The organism is Haloarcula argentinensis DSM 12282 (genome assembly GCA_000336895.1).
Lineage (GTDB): Archaea > Halobacteriota > Halobacteria > Halobacteriales > Haloarculaceae > Haloarcula > Haloarcula argentinensis.
The window spans coordinates 128,267-147,909 of record AOLX01000026.1 but is presented as its reverse complement, the minus strand read 5'-3'; the positions used below and the strand labels follow the sequence as shown (position 1 = coordinate 147,909).

The 19,643-nt window shown below is 62.3% G+C and carries 28 protein-coding genes; 9 read left to right on the top strand and 19 right to left on the bottom strand.

Annotated elements, in window-relative coordinates; all coding sequences use genetic code 11:
- Positions 1-110 precede the first annotated feature (110 nt).
- The 4 genes from C443_RS17300 to C443_RS17285 form a co-directional block, all read right to left on the bottom strand.
- A complete protein-coding gene (locus tag C443_RS17300; protein WP_005537991.1) occupies positions 111-602 on the bottom strand; it encodes an Lrp/AsnC family transcriptional regulator in 492 nt (163 codons plus the stop codon).
- Between the two features lie 149 nt (positions 603-751).
- The gene (locus C443_RS17295) at positions 752-1,324 is read right to left on the bottom strand and encodes a hypothetical protein (RefSeq protein WP_005537990.1); all 573 of its coding nucleotides are present in this window, start codon (positions 1,322-1,324) and stop codon (positions 752-754) included.
- A complete protein-coding gene (locus C443_RS17290; protein ID WP_005537988.1) occupies positions 1,321-2,070 on the bottom strand; it encodes an ABC transporter ATP-binding protein in 750 nt (249 codons plus the stop codon). The genes C443_RS17295 and C443_RS17290 overlap by 4 nt, the downstream gene beginning before the upstream one ends.
- Positions 2,067-2,966, bottom strand: a complete 900-nt coding sequence (locus C443_RS17285) for an ABC transporter permease (protein ID WP_049944119.1) — start codon at positions 2,964-2,966, stop codon at positions 2,067-2,069. Before C443_RS17285 ends, C443_RS17290 begins: the two co-directional genes overlap by 4 nt.
- Positions 2,967-3,156: 190 nt before the next feature.
- On the opposite strand from C443_RS17285, the gene aspS reads away from it, so the two are divergent.
- Entirely contained in the window at positions 3,157-4,461 is a 1,305-nt protein-coding gene (aspS, locus tag C443_RS17280) for an aspartate--tRNA(Asn) ligase (RefSeq protein WP_005537985.1), read from the top strand.
- A gap of 505 nt (positions 4,462-4,966) precedes the next feature.
- Here aspS and C443_RS17275 read toward each other — a convergent pair.
- The 7 genes from C443_RS17275 to C443_RS17245 form a co-directional block, all read right to left on the bottom strand.
- Positions 4,967-5,149 (bottom strand): hypothetical protein, encoded by a 183-nt coding sequence (locus C443_RS17275; protein WP_005537984.1) that lies wholly within the window; start codon positions 5,147-5,149, stop codon positions 4,967-4,969.
- A gap of 132 nt (positions 5,150-5,281) precedes the next feature.
- Positions 5,282-6,112 (bottom strand): halorhodopsin, encoded by an 831-nt coding sequence (hop, locus tag C443_RS17270; protein ID WP_049944118.1) that lies wholly within the window; start codon positions 6,110-6,112, stop codon positions 5,282-5,284.
- Positions 6,113-6,280: 168 nt separating this feature from the next.
- Positions 6,281-7,042, bottom strand: a complete 762-nt coding sequence (locus C443_RS17265; RefSeq protein WP_005537981.1) for an aldo/keto reductase — start codon at positions 7,040-7,042, stop codon at positions 6,281-6,283.
- A gap of 80 nt (positions 7,043-7,122) precedes the next feature.
- Complete coding sequence (locus C443_RS17260) at positions 7,123-7,482, bottom strand: DUF7344 domain-containing protein (RefSeq protein WP_049944117.1); 360 nt, start codon at positions 7,480-7,482, stop codon at positions 7,123-7,125.
- Between the two features lie 159 nt (positions 7,483-7,641).
- A complete protein-coding gene (locus C443_RS17255) occupies positions 7,642-10,401 on the bottom strand; it encodes a PAS domain S-box protein (RefSeq protein ID WP_005537979.1) in 2,760 nt (919 codons plus the stop codon).
- A 238-nt stretch (positions 10,402-10,639) separates the two neighbouring features.
- On the bottom strand, positions 10,640-11,245 hold the full coding sequence (locus tag C443_RS17250) for a hypothetical protein (protein ID WP_005537978.1): 606 nt from the start codon (positions 11,243-11,245) through the stop codon (positions 10,640-10,642).
- 17 nt (positions 11,246-11,262) lie between these two features.
- Entirely contained in the window at positions 11,263-11,904 is a 642-nt protein-coding gene (locus tag C443_RS17245) for a hypothetical protein (protein ID WP_005537977.1), read from the bottom strand.
- 75 nt (positions 11,905-11,979) lie between these two features.
- Here C443_RS17245 and C443_RS17240 point away from each other — a divergent pair, with 75 nt between their 5' ends.
- On the top strand, positions 11,980-12,582 hold the full coding sequence (locus tag C443_RS17240; RefSeq protein ID WP_005537976.1) for a metal-dependent hydrolase: 603 nt from the start codon (positions 11,980-11,982) through the stop codon (positions 12,580-12,582).
- A gap of 24 nt (positions 12,583-12,606) precedes the next feature.
- Here the strand turns inward: C443_RS17240 and C443_RS17235 are convergent, their stop codons facing one another.
- The 3 genes from C443_RS17235 to C443_RS17225 form a co-directional block, all read right to left on the bottom strand.
- Positions 12,607-12,858 carry a KEOPS complex subunit Pcc1 gene (locus tag C443_RS17235; protein WP_005537975.1) on the bottom strand — a complete coding sequence of 84 codons (252 nt, stop codon included), beginning with the start codon at positions 12,856-12,858 and terminating at the stop codon, positions 12,607-12,609.
- 98 nt (positions 12,859-12,956) lie between these two features.
- Positions 12,957-13,091 carry a DNA-directed RNA polymerase subunit P gene (locus C443_RS17230; RefSeq protein WP_004517024.1) on the bottom strand — a complete coding sequence of 45 codons (135 nt, stop codon included), beginning with the start codon at positions 13,089-13,091 and terminating at the stop codon, positions 12,957-12,959.
- A gap of 26 nt (positions 13,092-13,117) precedes the next feature.
- The gene (locus tag C443_RS17225; protein ID WP_004591489.1) at positions 13,118-13,426 is read right to left on the bottom strand and encodes a 50S ribosomal protein L37ae; all 309 of its coding nucleotides are present in this window, start codon (positions 13,424-13,426) and stop codon (positions 13,118-13,120) included.
- A gap of 75 nt (positions 13,427-13,501) precedes the next feature.
- Between C443_RS17225 and C443_RS17220 the strand changes: the two genes are divergently transcribed.
- Both C443_RS17220 and C443_RS21520 read left to right on the top strand, forming a co-directional pair.
- The gene (locus C443_RS17220) at positions 13,502-14,146 is read left to right on the top strand and encodes a hypothetical protein (protein ID WP_005537974.1); all 645 of its coding nucleotides are present in this window, start codon (positions 13,502-13,504) and stop codon (positions 14,144-14,146) included.
- Between the two features lie 45 nt (positions 14,147-14,191).
- Positions 14,192-14,365, top strand: coding sequence for a hypothetical protein (locus C443_RS21520; protein WP_160163362.1), 174 nt, complete (start codon positions 14,192-14,194; stop codon positions 14,363-14,365).
- Between the two features lie 40 nt (positions 14,366-14,405).
- Here the strand turns inward: C443_RS21520 and C443_RS17215 are convergent, their stop codons facing one another.
- Entirely contained in the window at positions 14,406-15,134 is a 729-nt protein-coding gene (locus tag C443_RS17215; RefSeq protein WP_005537973.1) for a DUF2103 domain-containing protein, read from the bottom strand.
- Between the two features lie 61 nt (positions 15,135-15,195).
- Positions 15,196-16,032, bottom strand: a complete 837-nt coding sequence (locus C443_RS17210) for a pantoate kinase (protein ID WP_005537972.1) — start codon at positions 16,030-16,032, stop codon at positions 15,196-15,198.
- 158 nt (positions 16,033-16,190) lie between these two features.
- On the opposite strand from C443_RS17210, the gene C443_RS17205 reads away from it, so the two are divergent.
- The 3 genes from C443_RS17205 (at position 16,191) to C443_RS17195 (ending at position 17,446) form a co-directional block, all read left to right on the top strand.
- Entirely contained in the window at positions 16,191-16,493 is a 303-nt protein-coding gene (locus C443_RS17205) for a UPF0175 family protein (protein WP_004517029.1), read from the top strand.
- A complete protein-coding gene (locus C443_RS17200) occupies positions 16,490-16,999 on the top strand; it encodes a hypothetical protein (protein ID WP_005537971.1) in 510 nt (169 codons plus the stop codon). Before C443_RS17205 ends, C443_RS17200 begins: the two co-directional genes overlap by 4 nt.
- A 129-nt stretch (positions 17,000-17,128) precedes the next feature.
- A complete protein-coding gene (locus tag C443_RS17195) occupies positions 17,129-17,446 on the top strand; it encodes a hypothetical protein (RefSeq protein WP_005537970.1) in 318 nt (105 codons plus the stop codon).
- A gap of 13 nt (positions 17,447-17,459) precedes the next feature.
- On the opposite strand, the gene C443_RS17190 is transcribed toward C443_RS17195, so the two are convergent.
- Positions 17,460-17,762 carry a hypothetical protein gene (locus C443_RS17190; RefSeq protein WP_005537968.1) on the bottom strand — a complete coding sequence of 101 codons (303 nt, stop codon included), beginning with the start codon at positions 17,760-17,762 and terminating at the stop codon, positions 17,460-17,462.
- 259 nt (positions 17,763-18,021) lie between these two features.
- Here C443_RS17190 and C443_RS17185 point away from each other — a divergent pair, with 259 nt between their 5' ends.
- Together C443_RS17185 and C443_RS17180 are read left to right on the top strand one after the other, a co-directional pair.
- Positions 18,022-18,411, top strand: a complete 390-nt coding sequence (locus C443_RS17185) for a prefoldin subunit beta (RefSeq protein WP_005537966.1) — start codon at positions 18,022-18,024, stop codon at positions 18,409-18,411.
- A gap of 4 nt (positions 18,412-18,415) precedes the next feature.
- Positions 18,416-18,652 (top strand): hypothetical protein, encoded by a 237-nt coding sequence (locus C443_RS17180; RefSeq protein WP_005537965.1) that lies wholly within the window; start codon positions 18,416-18,418, stop codon positions 18,650-18,652.
- A gap of 53 nt (positions 18,653-18,705) precedes the next feature.
- Here the strand turns inward: C443_RS17180 and C443_RS17175 are convergent, their stop codons facing one another.
- Both C443_RS17175 and C443_RS17170 read right to left on the bottom strand, forming a co-directional pair.
- Positions 18,706-19,032, bottom strand: coding sequence for a hypothetical protein (locus C443_RS17175; protein ID WP_005537964.1), 327 nt, complete (start codon positions 19,030-19,032; stop codon positions 18,706-18,708).
- Between the two features lie 78 nt (positions 19,033-19,110).
- Positions 19,111-19,620, bottom strand: coding sequence for a hypothetical protein (locus tag C443_RS17170; RefSeq protein WP_005537962.1), 510 nt, complete (start codon positions 19,618-19,620; stop codon positions 19,111-19,113).
- Positions 19,621-19,643 lie beyond the last annotated feature (23 nt).

Genomic DNA, 19,643 nt, shown 5'->3' with positions numbered 1-19,643 from the left:
GATCGAGCCGGCCGGTACGTACCTATTGATTCCGGAAGGCGATAAATATCTAGGTTAGAGTTCCGATTCCGGACTATTATGATTATATAAGCACCTTTCGGAAGTTTATACTATTTAGACGCACTCTCAGCATCGTCGTGCCCGAACTGGTGGAACGGCCGGGTGTACTCGTTCCGGATGAGGTCCTCGTCGACGACCTCCAGTCCGATGTCGTTGAGGTCCCTGCCGATACGGCTCAGGTCGTTTCCGTCGGTTCCAACCACCTCGACGTGGACGTTGTCGGCCCCAGTCATGACCTCCCGGATGGCGACGACACCAGACACGTCGAGTGCCTGCTGTGCGACCTCCTCGCGCTCGTGGATTGGTGCTGTACAGACGATGAGCGTATGGAGCTGATACCCCGCGGCCTCGTAATCGACATCGACATCGTAGCCGGCGATGACGCCGGCGTCTTCGAGCTTCGTGATGCGATTCCGAACGGTTCGTGCGGAGACGTCAAGCGATTCGGCTATTTCACTCGCTGACGTGTGTCTCGCATCCTGCTGGAGCGCGTAGATGATGTTCCGGTCTAGGTCGTCGATAGGGTACTCCGCGTCGGCCATGGCGGCTGTTTTGATGGCTACCAGTACAAAGGTTCAGGATATTGGCCCGGATGCTGTGGTTTTGTCCGGCCGTTTTCGACACTCACCTGTGCCTCAACAGTAGCATACGGACTCGCTACGCGGGTTCGAGGTACAGACGCCGCTGTGTCTCAGGGAAGCATCGACTGTTCGGTGAGTGTCACGGTCACTGACGGGTGATATGCGACCCAGTCCGCGTTCTGGCCTGTGCGGTAGGAGAGCGGAACTTCGTCAAAGTAGCCCTGTAGCGTGTACGCGCCAGCAGATGACACCCGCCGCCCGTCGATTTCATACTGCCGCTGAATAGATTCAGCAGCTGCCAGTGTTCCGGTGAGTGGGGCATTATCTTTACTCGCCCCGTTTGGCCGTACCTCGACGGTATCTGCCTCCGCATACTCGTCAGCCAGCAGTAGAATGTCAGCAGACACCGACTCTCCTCCAGAATCCAGTCCTAACACCCCAAGTGGCCAGACGCCGGTGTTCTTGATGATAACGTCCTGTGTCCCAGTGTTCCGAAGCGTTATGTCCAGTTGCCCGGGGCTTTCGATCGCTATGTTTCGGTCGACTGCTGTCACGTCGAGCGCGAGCGGGTGCGAATCATCTCCGGTTTCCACGCTGGAGATAGTGTACTCGGGCTCACCCAAACAGCCGGCGAGCCCGGACAGTGCCGCCGTCGACACGGCCAGATATTGGCGGCGATTCACGCGTCCACCTCCCCGGCGTGTGCGGAGCCGTCAGTCAGTCTCATGAAGATATCCTCGACTGTCGCGTCAGACGAAAGGTCACAGGTGTCTCGGAGCGCCGGCAGGGTCCCTTCGGCAATGAGATCCCCCTCATAGAGAATCCCGACGCGGTCACAGACTAGATCGACTTGCCCGAGAACGTGACTGGAGAAGAACACCGTCGCACCGCGTTCGGACTCCGCTTCCACAACATCTCGCACCAGCGCGACACCGTGGGGGTCAAGCCCGGTGAACGGCTCGTCGAGAATCAGGAGGTCCGGCTCCCCGACGAGACTCATCGCAAGTGCCAACCGCTGTTCCATCCCCTGTGAGAACTCGCCGGCGGGCCTTTCGATGGCGTCGGCCAGTCCGACGCGTTCAAGCAGTGCCCGTGGATCGTCGTCCGCACGCTTCGTATCAATCACCAGTTCGAGATGCCGCCGCGCCGACAGCGACTCGTAGGTCTCGAAACGGTCGGGGCAGATACCAACGCGCTGATGACAGGCAACGACATCGTTCCACGGGTCGTGGCCGAGAACGCGCGCTGTCCCCGACGTTGGTTTGATGTAGTCCATCAGCAGGTTGATCGTGGTCGACTTGCCGGCGCCGTTCGGGCCGAGGAAGCCGTACACCTCGCCCTGTGCAACAGTCATGTTCAGTTCATCGAGCGCAACAACGTCGCCGTACTGTTTCGAAAGCCCATCAGTCTCGATTGCCGGTGGCGTCATGCGAGGTCACCTCGATTGAATCGATAGCTGGCCAGTGCTAGCGGGACGACTCCCCAGAGAAGCAATACGACGAGAGCGATCGATTCGTGGAGATAGGCTGGGACTGGCTGTCCACTGAACGCTGCGTCGACGACGTACTCGTTGACCGAGTGCCCGGGATACAGTACCGTGGCGACTGACGTGTACTGGCCACCGGAGTTCGCCAGTCCGAGTATCCAGTTCGTGACAGTTCGGTACGCTCGACCCGGCGACAACCGAAGGATAGCGAACAACAGGCCGTCAGCCGGCGGATCAAGCGGATTGACTGGGTTACCGGTCACAGCCGAGTAGAGACGGACACCGACAATTTTCCACCCCAGTGTCAGCAGCAGAAAGAAACCGCCGAAGACCACAGCGGTCACGCGGACTGTGCTGGTCGTCACCGCCGATGCCGCTGTTGCGACCGACACGAGCACAGCGATGTACAGCACCGTCACCAGAAACACGCCGATGAAACGTAACGGGGAGAATAACCCGAACTTGAAACCGCCAATCACGCCGAGAACAACTGTTGAAACGGCAAATGGTACCACAGCGCCGACGCTCCGACCGAAGACTTTGCCGATGAGGATCTCAGTCCGCGTGAGTGGCAGCCCCAGCAGGAATTTCAGACTGCCCGACGTGCGCTCCTGGATAATCGACCGATACGTCAGTAACAGTACACAGAGCGGGAGGAGGAGCGACCCGGCTACCTGCACGAACCCGACCGTAACGTCCGGGCCAAGGGTATCCCAACTGATGTAAGTGGGACCGTATCCCCAGACGACGAGCAGGGGTGCAAGTATCCAGGTGCCTTTGGATTTGAGTAACGTGGTTGCCTCTTTCCGTGCAACAGGGAACCATCGGGGGAGGGCCATATGGTCGGGTTTGAAAGTGTATTATATAAAACACACTATCAACTGCTGCTATGTTTAAACGAAAACGGGCTATCGCTTCGGTCGGACCTGAGCGGTACTATGTCCTTTTTAAAACCAACCGTGGTCTGCGAGCAACCTTCCCTCGCCTCGAAAGACTGTTCTTAAGTTACGGCCACAAGAACGAACAGCCATGGAAAACCGAACCTACACGGCGGACGCAGCGCCGGGTGACACGGTCACCGTCGCCGGCTGGGTCCACGAGATCCGAGACCTCGGTGGTATTGCCTTCCTCATCCTTCGAGACACCACCGGAAAGATACAGGTCAAGTTCGAGAAAGACGAGATGGACGACGACCTCGTGGAAACGGGGCTGAACGTCCAGCGCGAGTCGGTCATCTCGGTGACCGGCGACATCGAAGAGGAGCCACGCGCGCCGACCGGTGTCGAGGTCACGCCGGAGTCCGTCGACGTGATTTCGGAAGCCGACCCCGAACTGCCACTCGACCCGTCGGGCAAGGTCGACGCCGAACTGCCGACCCGCCTCGACAACCGGACGCTCGACCTCCGCAAGGACGAAGTGAAGGCCATCTTCGAGATCCGTGCTGAGGTCCTGCGGTCGGTCCGCGAGGCGTTCCGCGACCTCAACTGCACGGAGATCAACACACCGAAGATCGTCGCCACGGGGACCGAAGGCGGCACCGAACTGTTCCCGATCACGTACTTCGGCCAAGAAGCGTTCATGAACCAGAGCCCGCAGCTGTTCAAGCAGCTGATGGTCGGCTCCGGCCTCGAACGCGTCTTCGAAATCGGTCCGATCTTCCGCGCCGAGGAGCACAACACGCCGCGGCACCTCAACGAGGCGACCTCCATCGACTTCGAGTCGGCCTTCTACGACCACACCGAGGCGATGGACGCCTGTGAACACGTCGTCCAGTCCGCCTACGAGGGCGTCGCCGAGAACTGTCAGGACGAACTGGAAGCGCTCGGCCTCGAAGACGAGTTCGCGGCCCCCGAAGGTGACTTCCCACGGCTCACCTACGAGGAAGCGCTCGACAAAATCAACGCCACCGGCGAACTCGACGAGCCGCTGGTGTGGGGCGACGACCTCTCGACGGAGGCCGAGCACGTCCTCGGTCAGGAGGTCGGCGAGCACTACTTCATCACCGACTGGCCCAGCGAGATCAAGCCGTTCTACATCAAGGACCACGACGACGACGAGGAGATCTCGACCGGCTTCGACATGATGCACCCGTCGATGGAACTGGTCTCTGGTGGCCAGCGTGAGCACCGCTTCGACCACCTCGTCGAAGGATTCGAACAGCAAGGGCTGGACCCGGAAGCCTTCGAGTACTACACCAAGATGTTCAAGTACGGTATGCCGCCACACGCCGGCTGGGGCCTCGGCGGCGAGCGCCTCATCATGACGATGCTCGGGCTAGAGAACATCCGGGAAGCGGTGCTGTTCCCGCGAGACCGGCAGCGCTTGTCTCCCTGAGACAGCGCTGTCCATGTCGAGCGGGAGCTTGTGAGGCGAGCGGAGCGAGTCTCACAGTGTTCCCGCGAGACAGACAGCGACTCTCTCCGTAGAGTCGCACTGTCTCGCAGCGGTTCGAGACCGGCAGCGTCTGTCGCCATAGGCGACGACGCGACTGCCGAACGGGAACTTGTCACGAGCGAAGCGAAGTGACAGTGTTCCCGCGAGATCGTCACCGTCTGAGCCCGTAGGAAGCGAGGTTTTGACCGCAGGGAAGAACCTCGGTAACGCGAGCGGGGAGGAACGACCCGCGAGCGGCGAAGACCTGAGAGCCAGCGGGACGAGCGTAGTGAGTCCCGCAGGACCGACAGCGACTCTCTCCGTAGAAAGCGAGGGTCTGACCCCGGGGAAGCCCTCGCCCTGTCTCGCAGTGATTCAATTTTGCCAAGCGTAGAGTGCCAGAGGTGGACAGCCACAGGGCTGCACACCGGACTGGCACAACGGCGGAGGGCCGACTTGCCCCTGACTATGCGTTTGCCGCCGCCTGCTTCAGAATCTGTGGGGCGACCACAACTTCGAGGACAGCGATACCGAGTGCAACATACCGTACTGTTCCCTCAAGGAAGAGGAACGCGACAGCCGCGACGACCGAGGCGCTGACCAGTGGGAGACCGTAGCGAATGGCTGGGTTATCGAAAGGGGAGGGCATACAGACTAGTCACTTGGGCGACATAGCTTATTTTTTCTGCATCTGCTACTGTGCGGGCAGGGTGGAGAGCAGCCAGAATACGACCGAGAATACGCAAGCAGGGTGAATACTGCTCACGTCACGGCACGGGACTCAGTCGTCTGCGGGCGCAGCACCGCCGGAGCCGATACTCATTCCGGACCCCGAGACAGTGCCTTCGTTGGCGGCAACCCAGCGCAGGAGCAGGAAGGCGAAGACGTACTTCGCGAGGATGTCCAGCCCGGAGTAGCCCCACGAGGTGACGCCGACACTCAGGAGGGCAACGCCCTCGGAACCCAGCGCCCACAGGATCGGGTAGCCGAGCCACAGCACCACGGTAAGAATCTTGAGCGTCCCGAATATCTCGCTCGTCCCGGCAGCTTCTGCGTCGGCCGGCCACTGGACAAGCAGGACGTACAGGACCGCGACGAAGAACGCGCAACTGATGCCGTAGAACACCCAGCGCAGCAGGTGTGACGAGGTGATCAGCGCGGCGGCAAGGCCGGTCACACACATCCCGATGTCCATCGTGATGGCGGTGAACAGCGACGCGATGTCGGTGTCAGCCAGCAGGCCCAGCGCCAGGAGAATCATCGGTGTCGAGAACGTCCACGTCAGGTAGCGGCCCCACGGTGACAGGACCTCTTGGCCGGCGAGGGCGTGGCCCGGCGGCATCTGCAGAAACCCGACCGTCAGCCCGGAGGCCAGCCCGGCGTAGCTGGAAATCGAGACCAGCGGGACCAACATCGTCGCGACCCAGATGAGTTTCGCGCGGGGCGACTCGATGTCTCGACCCATCGCGACGAACAGGAGGATGACGACGCCCGCCAGCGCGATGTTCACCCAGATCGATGAGTTCAGGAGAAAATTCGACTGTATCTCCTGAAGTACGTCTGCTTGTGTCGCCTGAAGCATTGTCGTTGCAGTGGTACTGGCAGCTGTCATGTATGCTAACTACGAAGAGAGCACTTAAAGACGCGTAGCCAAACGGTATCGGTATCCGATGTTGGATTCGGGTTTCGGAAGGGCCGGGCCAGTCCCGGACACGAGGGTGGAATCACCGTGCTAAACAGCCTCAGACCACGCCTGCCGGCTCGCTAGCGACCGGGCGACTCACTCCGGGAACAGCTCTTCTTCACGCTCGATGGCCTCGATGCGCGCAATTTCGGCGTCGGTCAGCTCTAGGTCGGCAGCAGCGAGGTTGGCTTCGAGATGGGATCGGGAGGAGGCTTTTGGAATCGTGACGACGTTTTCGTAGCTGGTCACCCAGGCGATGCTGACAGCGGCCGGCGACGTGTTGTGCTGGTCAGCGATGTCGACGATGGTCGGGTTCTCGAAGACGCGACCGCCGGCCAGCGGTGCGTACGCGACCAGCGGGTAGCCGTGTTTCTGGGCGTCAGCGAGCAGCGGTTCGCGCCAGAACAGTGGATGGAACTCGACCTGATGTGCAGCAATCCCATCGAGGTGGTCGCGCGCGACAGCCAACTGGTCCGGGTCGAAGTTCGAGAGCCCGACGTGCTCAGTCAGTCCTCTCTCGCGCAGGGCCTCGACGGCGGGTAGCGTCGTTTCTGGGTCGTAGTCCCCACGTGGGCGGTGGATGTACAGCAGATCGATGGCGTCGAGGCCGAGTCGGTCGAGGCTCGCTTCCGTCGCTGGACGGACGGCGGTCGCCCCGAGTGCATCGATCCAGAGCTTCGTCGCGACGGTTAGGTCGACCCGGTCGGTTTCGGCGGAGGCGATACCCGCACCGACAGTGCGCTCGTTGTCATAGATCTGCGCGGTGTCGAGATGGCGGTACCCACAGTCGATCGCTGTCCGAACGACAGCCTCGTCTTCGATACCCATCGTGCCGAGCCCGACTGGCGGGAGGTCCATGCTCCAGCGTTCGGACCGCGCTTAAAAAGGAGTAGCGGCTTCGTCGGCCCACATCCCCCCAGATGCGGCCCGCCGATCGGTCAGAAATCGGTCTGCTGCGTGACAGCCGCCGCGTGATCGGCCCACTTTTCAACAGTAGGCGATCCCCAGTACTTCACTGCGCCGCTTCGCTCGTCGTAGTCGATGAGTCCGATCCGATGGAGCACTGGCAGGTGCTCCTCTTCCAGTTGTGTTTGGATAGTCGAGGGTGACGTATCTGCTGCATCGACCGTGCTCGTGCCCCCCAGCTCCGAGATTGCCGATGCGAGCGCCCCAACGTCAGCGGCCGTCTGGTCAGCGCTCGTAAAGTAGTGACAGACGGCACGGCGCCGCCAGTCAGCCAAAACCTCGAACACGTTATCTACATCTGCCGTAGACAGTGTCCTGTCTGACGGCCTCATCCCACACCACTGGTCACTTTGTGGCCCAGCATTCCTTTGGTTACTCATTTGTGCGCAATAAATTAACTGCCGCAGTAATCATCAATCACACGCCTAGATTACTAGGTAGTGTCCGAGACACAGGTATGAATCACCCAACAATACAACTATACTACACGACTAGATATCAAAAATAGCAGCAATGAGGTTCCGTTCTGCCCGCCGGAGATGCTGGAGGAGTGTCGACGAGGCGATATCAAGCGTAGCCGCGAGTTGCTCTGCGTTCGTATCTCGTGGCCACGCGTAGTACCCGGCTAGAAACGCCGTGCGAAGGACTTCTTGCTGGCGATCAGTCAGGTGATCACGCGGGTCCGATTCGGCGTCGAGTACGTCGTTTGCCTGTTCACGCTCCTGTTTCGCCGTCAGTGTAAAGTCAGACGTACAGACAGCGAGTGCCTCCTGTATTGTTCGGGAATCAGCGTCGAGTGGTGCCTCAACCGTTACCGAAAGTGCCCCTTCCTCTGCGACCAGCGTTTGGCGGCGAGCGCCGACATCCAGCAGGAGAGACTGGATGGTTTCCGTCACCTGCAGTTCAAGGACACCACCGTCGTCATCTGTACAAACGACCCGCGAGTCGAGAACGTCCTCGTGAGAGCGAAGTTGTTCCGAGACTGCATCAATTGGTCCTCCATCGACAGCGAGATACAGCAGATGGGCCGGGCCGATATCGACGGATCCGACGGCCTCGATTCGGCAACCGCATGCGTTCGCCGCCGAGACGAGGGGCGTATCAGCGTTTTGCGATTCGAAAGTCAGTTCGAGAATCTTGTCGTGGGAAAGCAGCCGCCGGTTCTGGACAGCCGTGAACGCGAAGCCGAGCATCTCTCCGAGGACGGCGAAACTCTCCTCGACACGTGTGGTGAACGCATCTGGCTGGTCGGTACACACACACAGGACTCCGTGGACTATGTCGCTGTGAACGATTGGAATCGCCGCAATAGAGCGGGTTCCGCGGTCATTCCCAGTCCCTTCCCCTGACGTGACTTCGGACCCGCATTTAATTGTCGTTGTCTGAATTGTTCCCGTCCGAAGCGCCGTTTCACCCGGACTGGAGTCGGTCTGATTGTCACTGGTAATGCTATCAAAACACCCTTCATCGCCGCCGGCGACCGCCGTTGGAGTGAGGTTGTCGTTGACCCCGGATCGCTCACCGATCCAGGCCAGATCCCACAGCTCAGACTCGACGATCCGGTCGCATACTGTCACGGCGAGTTCGTCCTGCGTTGTCGTCGCTCCCAGCGCACGGACGAGATCCTGAACCAGAACGTTAACCCGGTCAAGCGTTACCAGCTCGTCACGCTGTCGTTCGATTGCGTTCTGGCGTTTCCGCTCTTCAGTGATATCCTGGTGGATTCCGACTGCCCTGATCGCCTCGCCGTCGTTCCATTCGAACACTTTGCCGATGTCCCGGATCCATCGCCAGTCCCCGTCTTTCGTCCGCATTCGGAACTCGCACTGATACAGGTCGGTCTCTCCGTCTTTCAGTTCCTCGAGCGCCTGTTCCGCTCGGTCGAGGTCGTCTGGATGGACGAGGTCAGCCCACGTCTCGTAGTGTGGCTCCAGTTCGGCCGTAGTGTAACCGAGCATTCCAGTCCAGCGCTCGTCGAAGGTGACATCGTTGGTTTTGGGATTCCAGTCCCAGACGCCGAGTTCCGCGCCCTCAAGTGCAAAGTTAAATCGCTCCATCATCTCCTGGTACTCTCGCTCACGACGATTTCGCTCCGTAACATCCCGTGCGACGCCGATGACCCCGTTGTAGTTGCCGGCGTCGTCGCGAGTCAGTGTGTGGTTGAATGAGAACTCCCGTTCGGCACCGTCTTTCCGGCGAAACGTCAGGTCGACGGTCGTGCTCCCCTGTTCAGGTGCTTCGAGTAGCTCTTCGACAGCCGCCTGTCCCTTCGGAAGTTCACCGGGTGCAAGGACTGCTGAGATGTGTTTGCCGCACAGGTCATCTGCCTCGTACCCGAGGGTCGCCGCAAACGAATCGTTACAGAAACCAATGACGCCGCGTTCATCAAGCGTGTAGAGCCCGTCCTGTGCTCGCTCGACGAGAAGATCAAGCAGCGCCATGCGAGCGCCACGCCGAGCAGTTTCGGTGATGTCTCGCAGCAGGACGAGCGTGAGCCCACCAGCTACGTCCGGTAGCTCGTACCCACGTCGAAGAAGACACTGATCGCGGTCGTTTCCCGGAACCCGGATAGCAACCGATTCGGTCGGAGAGTCCCGTAGTCGCTGTCGCTGCCGACGGCCGCTGGGCGTATCAGGAAGTGCCCCAGCCATGGTGTCGTAAAAATCCTCGACCTCGACAGTGTCGTCGAGACCGGAGACGAACGCCGACACCGCTTCGCTCGACCACTGTACCGACCCGTCATCCGACAGTAGGATGGCGATTTCGTTCGCTTCTGCACGCGATTCGATTCCGGACACTGCATCTCGGAGGGCGGACTCGGTCCGATCGACTGACGCTGATGCGACGCCGACGACCTTCTCCGCCAGCAGCCGCAGCTGTCCGTCCCCCTGTTTTGTGACGATTGTCTCTGCGTCGTCGAAGACAGTCGCAACGCTGTTTGGCGGAGTGGCGTCGGTGTAGAGGACGACCGGGTAGCGGTCGTTCGACACCAGTGCAGCCGGGATATCGCCCAGCCCGGTCGGGTCGAGGACGAGACAGGAGACATCCGTCGACGCGGCGGCCTCCAAGGCGGCATCTGTTGTTGCCACGCTCGTCACCGCTATCTCAGCGTCGTGGTCCGCCAGCCCCTCGTGTATTTGCTCTCGTGCCGTCGGGTCGGAATCGAGATACACGACTTCGATCTCTCGGCTGGCAGCGTCGGTCTGTCTCGCTCCCGCAAACGCGATGTTGTCGAGGTCGTTTCCAATCATCACCCTGGTATGCTGTTCAATCACTTTGCTGAGACGTAATAACTGTTCGGCGGCGACAGTTATGTCCGGACGGTCAGATCACACGTTCGGCAGTCACAGTGGCCAGACAGTCGGGAGTGCCACGGCTCCTGTCGTGGCCTATCGGACACAAAACGCTCGGGCTGATTGTGTACTGTGCTCGGCCACATATCCTCGCTAGCTGGTATCCCGGCCATCGAACCCAGCGGAACACCTGAGATCAGTCGACAACGAGCAGCCGCTCCCGGAGAGTTTCGGCGACGTCGGTGAGATGGGCCTGTCCGAACGCCGCGACCAGCAGCGCCCCGAGTGAATTGAACATCGTGTCCCGAACTGTGTCGTCGAGACCGTGTTGCGCCAGCGGCATTGTGAGACCCGTTTCGGCGGCGACGATATCGAGTGCGAACTCGAACAGTTCCCAGATCACCCCGAAGGAGAGCACGACGACGAAGATGTACACGAAGAAGACGCGGTTGGGAATGTGAATCGAATCGCTGTGGAGGTCGATAGTCCGGGCCGTCGTGTACCCGAACGCGGCGATGAGCGAGGCTGACATCGCGTGGGTGAGGTGGTCCCACCAGCCGATCTGTCCGTAGAGCCCGGCCGACCCGAGCGTGTGCAGAAACACCGCGGTCGTGATCCAGAGGGCGAGCCACGGGTCCAGCGCGAGATTGTAGTTTCGCCGCATCACTGCGGGGAGGAACGTCACGAGCAGGCCGACACTGCCGTTCGTAATCGGCTTCGGCCGGCCGGTGACAATGCCGTAGCCGACCAGCCCGAGCAAGACGAGTTGCATCGCGCGGGTGACCCGCCGCTGGTTCCGCATCGACGGCCGGGGCAGCCTCATCGTCGCACCATACGTCTGATGACGCGCCAGAGGCGGCGGTCCCGTCGTCTGAAGTAGCCATCGAACAACACACCTGCGACGAGTCCAGCGAGGGTGACGTACAGCCACTCGGTCATCAGCGCCTCGTTGGTCGTGAGATACGACGTTCCGAGAAACCGGTCGGCGTTCCACCGGAACACTGTCCAGGCCGCCACGGCGGCGAGCGTCGTCAGGACGACGAGACAGACGGCAAACCAGTGTGTGACTTCCAGTTCAGTGAACATATGCAGTTCCACGATAACGAGCAGCGACAGTGCTGCCAACGAGAGATACGTGGCAAAGGTCCCGACCGTCCCGCCGACGAGGCCGCGGACCAAGATCGGCAGGCAGGCGAGAAAGAGCAGTTCCCAGGGCAGCATGACGCGCCACTCGCGGTAGGCGACTGGGGGGACAAGCACGACAGCGCCCACGACACCGACGAGCAGTATCCACTGATAGTCGATATCGAGGACGCTTTCGACGAACACAGCCGTGAGAATCGCGACGAACAGCCACGCGATGAGTGCGTTTGTTCGCCCATCGCGGAAGAGCTTCTCGAACGTGTCGTCGAGGTCGATGTTCCCGAGGCTGCCCTCGGGACGCTCGGACCCATCCGTCATTGCGTTCAACTGGGACACGACGGCGAATAAACCCAGCGACGTGTTTATACCACTAACAGGCCCTTACACAGGTATATGATGCTGCCGACGCACGCGATAGCGGGGCTCGCCATTGCGACACCGCTGCTCGTCCTTGCGCCAGACCACGCCGCGGTCGCGCTCGCGGGCGGCCTCGTCGGTGGCGTCCTGCCCGACCTCGACCTGTACTCGGGCCACCGGCGCACGCTGCATTACCCCAGCGGGTACACGCTCGCGGTTGTCCCGGCTGCTGGGTTCGCCGCCATCCTCCAGACACCACTGCTCGTTGCGCTCACCTTCGTTCTGATGGGCGCTGCCCTCCACTGCCGGATGGACCGGTACGGCGGCGGTCTCGAACTCCGTCCGTGGGAGGCCACGTCCGAGCGCGCCGTGTACGACCACGTCCGCGGCCGATGGCGGTCGCCGAAGCGATGGATACTGTACGACGGTTCGCCCGCGGACGTGGGGCTGATGGTACTCGTCGGTGCGCCGCTGTTCCTCGTTCTGGACGGGCCGTTCCGGTGGGCCGTCGCCGCGGCCCTCCTCACCGGCGTGACCTACGGGCTCCTGCGTCGTCGACTGGCAGCCCTTGCCCCGGTCGTGTTCGGCAACGTTCCCGAATCGATTGCAGGCCACGTCCCGGACCGCTACCGGAAGTAACGCTTGACTGCCGCGCCGCTGTCTTCACGAATGTCCTGCGAGAGCGTCCTCGGCAACACCACGCAGCGTCAGCCATGTGTTGATGCCGGCCCGTAGTGCGACGAGGTCGGCCGCCTCAACAGCGAGTTCGACCTGCCGTCCATTCCGGCTGAGCCGCGCCGTCGTCCGGTCGCCCTCGATATCGTCGATTTCGGGACGGATGCTTCGCTCGATGGCGCAAGCCCGGTCAGCGCTATCGTATTCGGCGGTGAGGGAGGTCTGATGTGGTGCAGTCATGCTGTTTGGGGTATCGCATCGGTTGCCGGACTGCCCCAGAAAAGCCGCGTGCAACGTGGCGCAGTCGGCCGTCGACTGTCGGCCGCGTCCCGACTGCCTTAGTTGACGTTGATCTCTTTGACGTCGGGCGACCGCTCCTTCAGCAGGACGCGGTGTCCGCAGTACGGGCAGCGAACGCCGCCGTACTCGTCCAGCGTCACGTCGCGCTTACAGCGTGAACACTTGTAGCTCATAGCTGAGAGATAGGGATGGAGGTCCTTTACTCCTCGTCTTCGGACAGTGCGGCCCGAATGGAGCGTCGAACAGTCTTGCCGCCAGGCGTCTCCGGCTTGTAGCTGCCGCCGGTGAACTTGTAGTCACAGTAGCTGCACTGCCAGATGCCCGTGCCCTGGCGGTCGACGCGGTCTTCGCCGCAGTTCGGACAGGCGTGGTCCTCGTTCATCTCCGATTCAATCTCCGCAACGCGGCGTCGGGACACGCGACCGTAGCGAGCGCCGAAACGGCCCGAGCTGCCGGTCTTTCCGCTCTTGCTAGCCATAGTGGTCTGTTGTCCGCCGAGCGGCCACATAAGGCCTTCGAGATTCGGTTCCCGATGACCCCACGGCGACACAACTCAAGAGGGAGGCGGGCAAACCAGCAAGCGATGGCAGTGCTCGACGAACTCCGTAGTCACCTCCAACGGGTCGCACCGGCCACGAGCGGGCGGCTTACCGCCTCGGAGTTCTTGCTTTCGGGCGCAGCGGCGGGTCTGTTCGGCTGGGGTGGCACGCAGGCGATTGCGTGGTCGGACCGCGCTGTCGGCGCGCTGCTCGCCACGGCGCTGTGGGTCGTCCTGATCGGCGGCTTCATCGGCCTGACGGTTCTGCACGCGCCGGACTCCGTCCGCTTCTCCGACGCGATGCTCGCCTGGGGGACGGTCAACACCACTGCGATGGCGTTGACCGTCGGCGGCCTCCTCGGTGTCGTGCCCGGGCAACTGGCGTTCTGGCACGCGTGGGTGGCATCGACAACCGTCGGCTACTGTTGGACCGGTGGCGTTCTCGAAGGGGCTGGCCAGCCCGCTCGCGGGCGCGGCTATCTGGGTGCGGGCGTCGTCGGGCTCGGTCTGTTGACCGTCGGGGCGGTAGCGTATCCGCTTGTCACCCCAGCCGGCTATCTGGCGCTCGCCGCGCTCCATGCGCTCCCGATGGTCCTTGACGTTCGAACAGCGTTACCGGCTGTTCACCGGACTGGTGTCGTCGGTGTCGCGGTGGCCGCGGTGCTCGTTGCTGGTGTTATAGTTGCCTAACGCTGGAACCAATCGGCTCTTTATTCACCGCCAACAGGTCCCTGTATGGAGATTTCGCACCAAGACGTGTTCTGGGGGCTTGCAGCGGTGTTTCTGTTGCTCAGTGGCGGCTGGTTCCTCTTCTCTAATCGGTTGCTGCTCGCCGCTTCGATGGTGTTGAACGGTTTCATCGCGGTCGTCGCTTGGTGGTATACGCGGGGCCAGCCAGTACAAGTTTGAGCCGCCGGGACCGAGACATAGCGGCCGAGCCACTGGCCGGCTACTCCTGCAGTTCGGCTTCCTTGAGTGCCTCGTTCAGATCTGCCCGGACGTGTTCGCCGAGTTCGCGGTCGCCGGCCGTCGTGACGACGCGGTTCTCCTGCACGCTGGAGCCGTCGCGGATGAGCACCCGGACGTTGCCGTTGGCGTCGGCGCGGGTCGCCTTCGCCCGGACGCCCGTCGGCGAGCTCGCGCCGCCAGCGTCGATGGGACCGGGAATAACCTTCTTGACGTGGGGGTGGCCGGCAACGGTCTGGATGACCCGCTGGCCCGACCGGCCGCCGATGAGCGTCGAGTGGCTCCCGCCCAGTTTCTCCGCCGGCGCGGCGTCGACCACTTCGAGCGCGGGCTCGCCCTGGCGGTCGATGACCCGCTGAACCGGGTCGTCGCCCTCAACGCGGAAGAACTCGTAGTGCAGTTGTGGGCGGACGGCGGCGATAACGTCGCGGTCGCCCGTGACGTACACTTCCTCCGGCCGTTTTCGTCGTACCTCGTCCGCGACGAGGCCGGCGAAGTTCCGCAGTTCGACGACAACTGTTTCGTCGCTTCCATCGCCCTCCGGCGTCGTCGTCACCGTCCGCTGGCCGACGACTGCTCCGTCCAGCAGCGAGGTCACCGTCGCCCGCTCACGGTCGAGTTCGAGGACGGCGGCGTCCGTATTGGCAGTGTGACAGACCAGGCAGTAGTCGCCCGGTCGGTCGAGCGGCGTGGCACACTGCCGACAGTCCATAGCTGTGGCTACGGGTCCGTGCTGATAAGCGAGACGGTTCACATCTTACGCAACGACAGATTCAGCCCTCGTCTTCGATGGTCGCGCCCGGCGGGTAGATGGCACAGACAGCAGCGTCGTAGCCGGCGTCGGAGAGGCCAGTCCCGAGCGCGACCACCGTCTCACCGAGCATTGCCATCGCGGCGTCACCGCCGGCTTCGGCCACGTCATCGATGACCGCCTTGACCTCCGGCGTCAGCAGGTCCGCTTCACGGGAGAACTGCCGGGCGGCCTGCATGAACGTCGAGAGCTTCGGCTCTTTGACCACGGTAGAGAGCGCGCGCTCTCCGGCGGCCGTCAGTGTCTCCGTGTCGCCGCCGACCACGTCCGCCGTCGATAGCTCGCCGAGCGTGACGTACTCGACGCGGCTCCGGGCTGGAATGGCGTCGAGGTAGTTGAACTGCGGCCCACCGGGTTCGAGGCGGAGCGGCACGCCGCCGCGAGCCTGCGCGACGACGTCGCCGAGGCCCGAACCGGCCTGAACTTCCGCGCCGTGGGCGATGGTCACCAGTTCGTTGTACGAGAGTCCATGGCCGAAGACGGCGTTGGCCGCCAGCGCCGTGCCGAGTGCCAGTCCGCCGGAGACGCCGAAACCGGACCCGAGCGGGAGCGGCGTTTCGGCGGTGACAGTCGCCGTGGTTCGCAGGGCGTCCAGCACTCGCTCGACGGCCTCCACCTCAATCGGCTCGCCGTTCAGCGTTATCTCGGTTTCAGCCCCGCGGCTGACGGTAACAGAAACACCGTCAGACAGGGCCAGTCCGCCCCCGCGAGAGCCGGTCTCGATCGGGTCATCGCCCCGGTCAACGGTAAAAAAGCCCGTGATGTGACCGGGAACGAACGCGTGTGCTTCGTCGCTCATTGCCTCTCCGTGGGACCCGGTGGCGTTAAGGATTGGTGATCGGCCGCTCCGGCCACACAGGCTGTCGGACGTTCTCTCCGTACAGAGTTTCAGACGACCGACAGGCGGTTCTCCGACCCGTAGTTTGATGTGTGTTTACGGCGGATGACTGTGCAAACATGCCGACAATAAGCGCGCGACTCCCAAGTGAAGAGAAAGATGAACTGGACGACGTCGCCGAGTTGCTCTCTGAGGACCGGTCGACCACGATTCGAAAGGCCCTCCGGGAGGGACTGGAGACGCTTCGACTCCGCGTCGCCGTCGAGCAGTATCAGTCCGGCGACGTGTCGGCGGCCGAAGCCGCACAGCTCGCTGATCTCTCCATCGCGGAGTGGCTCGACGTGGCCCGCGAGCGTAACCTGACGACACAGCTTGAGCTGTCCGATCTGGAGCTCGATGCCGACACGGCCGCGGAGCTATGACTCGCATCTACGTCGGGCCGACGGCGCTGTACTCGCTGGGGCAGGTAGGGGAGCTGTCGCTGCTGGACGCCTTTGACGGCGAGATCGTCATCCCAGAGCCAGTCATCGACGAGGTGCACGTTGAGCCGACCGCGACGAACCTGGCTGAATACCGCGAGAACGGCATCGACACCGGCGTCGACGAGGACCATATTGACCAGGCCAGGTCCCTGCTGGGCGACGCCGACCTCGGAGCCGCCGTGACGGTGCTCGCCGGCGTGTTAGCTCACCGCGATAGCGACGACCGCTCCGCCGTAGCTGTCGTCTCCGAGGACCGCACTGTTCGCCGGATGGCGCAGGGCCTCGGCGCAGAGGTGACGAGCAGTTTCGGCGTCGTGGTCCGGGCCGCTATCGAGGACAAGTACCTCAAACCAACCCAGGCGAAGCGGATTGTCAGGCGGATCGATCAACACGGGATGCATCTGACCGGGGAACTGCGGGAGCGGGCAGTCGGTGAGGTCGCATAAGATCGACCGAAGCCGGGACGGAGCCAGCCTATCTATGCCGGGACAAGGAACTAATAAATATCGTCCGTACTTCCTATCGTGTCACAACAATCTGCGCCTCAGTTCCTCGTGGCTTCAGCTATCATCTGCGTGCTGGGCTGTCTCGTCGGTGCGCTGCTCCCGATCGTCGTCGGGTCGACCGCCGCGTTTACCGGGAGCGTGACTTCGAGCGGGCTTCTCGGACTCGTTTTTACGGTTCGAAACCTCCAACTGCTCCGTGCGACCGGCGAACCGAGTTTACCACCGGCTGTCCTGACGACGATCTTCGGCGGCTGGTTCATGCTCGCCCCGCTGTTGTACACGGATATCGGGTTTCTGGCGACTGCGGGAACACAGCTTGCCGGAACGGTCATCTCGACGTTCGGACTGTACGTCACGGTCGCCGGGCTGACCGACGGGCCAGCGTAGATAGCCGCGACAGCTATTCGCCGACTGCGGCGGCCAGTTCCGCGGTAACGGCGTCGACGGCGCTCTCGATATCTGGATGTCGCCCCGTTCCGACGTCTTTGCACCCCTGTTTTCTATCGACCCGGACCGCGCTGTCGTCGAAAAGTTCGGGGCGAACGACGAGTTTGGCCGCAGCACAGACGCCATCGTCGTCCGGAATCCGATATTCGACGATGCCGCCGTTGGCGTCACTTCGCTGCCACGGTGCCGGCGGAGTCGGCAGTGCAGCGACCAACTCCTCCGGGTCAGCGGCTGTCTCCGGTGACGGGTGGGACATACCGTAGTAAAGGCTGTGAGACGCAAACGTGTTACGCCGACTCGGGTACCGTGTCCCGACACCGGTATAATGCCATGGTATCAGAAATTGGCCCAGGCCCATGTCATTCCGCTATCGGTGCGTGTACTGACTCTGCCCGCCAATTCCGACGACATACGCCGGTTTCAGACGTTTCGGACCCTGAGCGAGCCGGGATGCCGCCACCATCGTTCGGAGCTAGATGCATGGGTTTAACACTCCGGCTCCCAACTCTGGAGGTATGCAGGGTAATCTTCCGCCTGAAGCACAGGAGAAGCTCGAGGAACTGCAGGATCTTCAAGAGACAGCACAGCAGGTCGCCGCACAGAAACAGCAGGCTGAGACGGAGCTCCAGGAGTCCCAGACGGCGCTGGACGAGCTCGACGACATCGACGAGGACTCGACCATGTACCGCGAGGTCGGCGAACTCCTCGTGAAGACCGAGTTCGACGAGGCGCAGGACGACCTCGAAGAGAAGGTCAACAGCCTCGAAGTCCGCGTGGAAACGCTCGAAAAGCAGGAAGAGCGCGTGCAGGAGCAGTTCGAAGATCTCCAGAGCGAGCTCCAGCAGATGCTCGGCGGCGCAGGTGGCGCGGGTCCGGCCGGCGGCCCCGGCGCTGGCGGCGCATAAGGCGATGCCGACAGACGATGAGGTCGTCGAGACAGCCTCGACCGCAGCCGAAGACGTTGTCTTCTCGCGATACGATGTCAGCGCGGTCGAGGACCTCGACGTGACTGTCACCTTCGAAGACGGCGTCTTGGACGTCGACGTGTACGTCAACGCGCCCGACAGTCGACAGGACGAGGCACAGGTCGCGGACGACGCTGCCCTTGCTGCCCGGGCCGCTGTCGACGACCTGTTCGAGGAATAGGGACCCGCACCGGAGCGGGCAGTCACTCGGTGTTCTATCGACGCCGCGAACCGTCAGTCGTGGCTATCGACGGCTGGATCCCCGGTCCGGTCGCTCGCAAACCCGGTTCGGAAGGCGATCCAGCCGAGCACTGAGACGAACAGTATCGGCGGGAGAATCATGAACCCCCATAGCGGGTCCAGTCCCCAGCCAAGTAGGAGGGCCAGATCGAACAGTCCGATAGCGAGAAACGGCGAGACGAACAGGAGAGCCCGCTTCCGGTTCATCTCACCCGACGATTCCGACGCCGACGAGTCCTCGTCACCCGCAAGTAGGTCTGCCGTCGTGCGGTCACGGGTTCCGTCGCCAGCGTGGACGCTGGACTCGGCGGTGTCATCCATAGCCATCACTCAGAGTTCAGCAAGCAAAAAAACCGCGCTTGGTTACTCGGCAGGTGAAGAGCCGTCAGGTCAGGGGGATTACGCGTCGCTGTCGTCGTCGGTGGACTGCTCATCGTCTTTATCCGCGTCCTCAGTCGACTCCGCAGCAGCATCGTCCGCGCCACCACTCTCAGACGGCGATTCGGTCTCGTTCTCGGTCGCGTCGCTCTCGTCACCGGGCGTCAGGTCGCTGATCTGTGCGCCCAGATCGCCCGTGAGTTCGCCGGCCTGCTTCTGCCCGATGAGCGTGTGGATCTCGCTGACGAAGTCAGGGACCTGTTCGGGGAGATCCGACGGCGGGCCGCGCTGGTCGCCTGCCTGACCGGCATCAGCGGGCGGGCCGCGGCGGTCAGCCGCCTCGGTAGCGCCGTCGGATTCGTTCTCGGCTGCGTTCGCTGTTTCGTTCGCCGCCTGCTCGGCAGCGTTGTCTGCCTGTGCGTTGTCCGCATGGTCGTCGGCCTGTGCGCCTGCTGCGCCGGGGAGTGCCGCCGCCGAGCCCGTGATGACGAGCACGGCAAGCAGGCCGCCGGCGATCGTAGTGAGTTTCATTCTGATCGTTGCCTCCGCTCGTC

Excerpts from the sequence above, each read along its gene's own strand:
- C443_RS17300 (WP_005537991.1), bottom strand. The coding sequence starts at position 602 with ATGGCCGACGCGGAGTACCCTATCGACGACCTAGACCGGAACATCATC.
- C443_RS17290 (WP_005537988.1), bottom strand. The coding sequence starts at position 2,070 with ATGACGCCACCGGCAATCGAGACTGATGGGCTTTCGAAACAGTACGGC.
- C443_RS17285 (WP_049944119.1), bottom strand. The coding sequence starts at position 2,966 with ATGGCCCTCCCCCGATGGTTCCCTGTTGCACGGAAAGAGGCAACCACG.
- aspS (WP_005537985.1), top strand. The coding sequence starts at position 3,157 with ATGGAAAACCGAACCTACACGGCGGACGCAGCGCCGGGTGACACGGTC.
- C443_RS17275 (WP_005537984.1), bottom strand. The coding sequence starts at position 5,149 with ATGCCCTCCCCTTTCGATAACCCAGCCATTCGCTACGGTCTCCCACTG.
- hop (WP_049944118.1), bottom strand. The coding sequence starts at position 6,112 with ATGACAGCTGCCAGTACCACTGCAACGACAATGCTTCAGGCGACACAA.
- C443_RS17265 (WP_005537981.1), bottom strand. The coding sequence starts at position 7,042 with ATGGACCTCCCGCCAGTCGGGCTCGGCACGATGGGTATCGAAGACGAG.
- C443_RS17260 (WP_049944117.1), bottom strand. The coding sequence starts at position 7,482 with ATGAGGCCGTCAGACAGGACACTGTCTACGGCAGATGTAGATAACGTG.
- C443_RS17255 (WP_005537979.1), bottom strand. The coding sequence starts at position 10,401 with ATGATTGGAAACGACCTCGACAACATCGCGTTTGCGGGAGCGAGACAG.
- C443_RS17250 (WP_005537978.1), bottom strand. The coding sequence starts at position 11,245 with ATGCGGAACCAGCGGCGGGTCACCCGCGCGATGCAACTCGTCTTGCTC.
- C443_RS17245 (WP_005537977.1), bottom strand. The coding sequence starts at position 11,904 with ATGACGGATGGGTCCGAGCGTCCCGAGGGCAGCCTCGGGAACATCGAC.
- C443_RS17240 (WP_005537976.1), top strand. The coding sequence starts at position 11,980 with ATGATGCTGCCGACGCACGCGATAGCGGGGCTCGCCATTGCGACACCG.
- C443_RS17235 (WP_005537975.1), bottom strand. The coding sequence starts at position 12,858 with ATGACTGCACCACATCAGACCTCCCTCACCGCCGAATACGATAGCGCT.
- C443_RS17230 (WP_004517024.1), bottom strand. The coding sequence starts at position 13,091 with ATGAGCTACAAGTGTTCACGCTGTAAGCGCGACGTGACGCTGGACGAG.
- C443_RS17225 (WP_004591489.1), bottom strand. The coding sequence starts at position 13,426 with ATGTGGCCGCTCGGCGGACAACAGACCACTATGGCTAGCAAGAGCGGA.
- C443_RS17220 (WP_005537974.1), top strand. The coding sequence starts at position 13,502 with ATGGCAGTGCTCGACGAACTCCGTAGTCACCTCCAACGGGTCGCACCG.
- C443_RS21520 (WP_160163362.1), top strand. The coding sequence starts at position 14,192 with ATGGAGATTTCGCACCAAGACGTGTTCTGGGGGCTTGCAGCGGTGTTT.
- C443_RS17215 (WP_005537973.1), bottom strand. The coding sequence starts at position 15,134 with ATGGACTGTCGGCAGTGTGCCACGCCGCTCGACCGACCGGGCGACTAC.
- C443_RS17210 (WP_005537972.1), bottom strand. The coding sequence starts at position 16,032 with ATGAGCGACGAAGCACACGCGTTCGTTCCCGGTCACATCACGGGCTTT.
- C443_RS17205 (WP_004517029.1), top strand. The coding sequence starts at position 16,191 with ATGCCGACAATAAGCGCGCGACTCCCAAGTGAAGAGAAAGATGAACTG.
- C443_RS17200 (WP_005537971.1), top strand. The coding sequence starts at position 16,490 with ATGACTCGCATCTACGTCGGGCCGACGGCGCTGTACTCGCTGGGGCAG.
- C443_RS17190 (WP_005537968.1), bottom strand. The coding sequence starts at position 17,762 with ATGTCCCACCCGTCACCGGAGACAGCCGCTGACCCGGAGGAGTTGGTC.
- C443_RS17185 (WP_005537966.1), top strand. The coding sequence starts at position 18,022 with ATGCAGGGTAATCTTCCGCCTGAAGCACAGGAGAAGCTCGAGGAACTG.
- C443_RS17180 (WP_005537965.1), top strand. The coding sequence starts at position 18,416 with ATGCCGACAGACGATGAGGTCGTCGAGACAGCCTCGACCGCAGCCGAA.
- C443_RS17175 (WP_005537964.1), bottom strand. The coding sequence starts at position 19,032 with ATGGATGACACCGCCGAGTCCAGCGTCCACGCTGGCGACGGAACCCGT.
- C443_RS17170 (WP_005537962.1), bottom strand. The coding sequence starts at position 19,620 with ATGAAACTCACTACGATCGCCGGCGGCCTGCTTGCCGTGCTCGTCATC.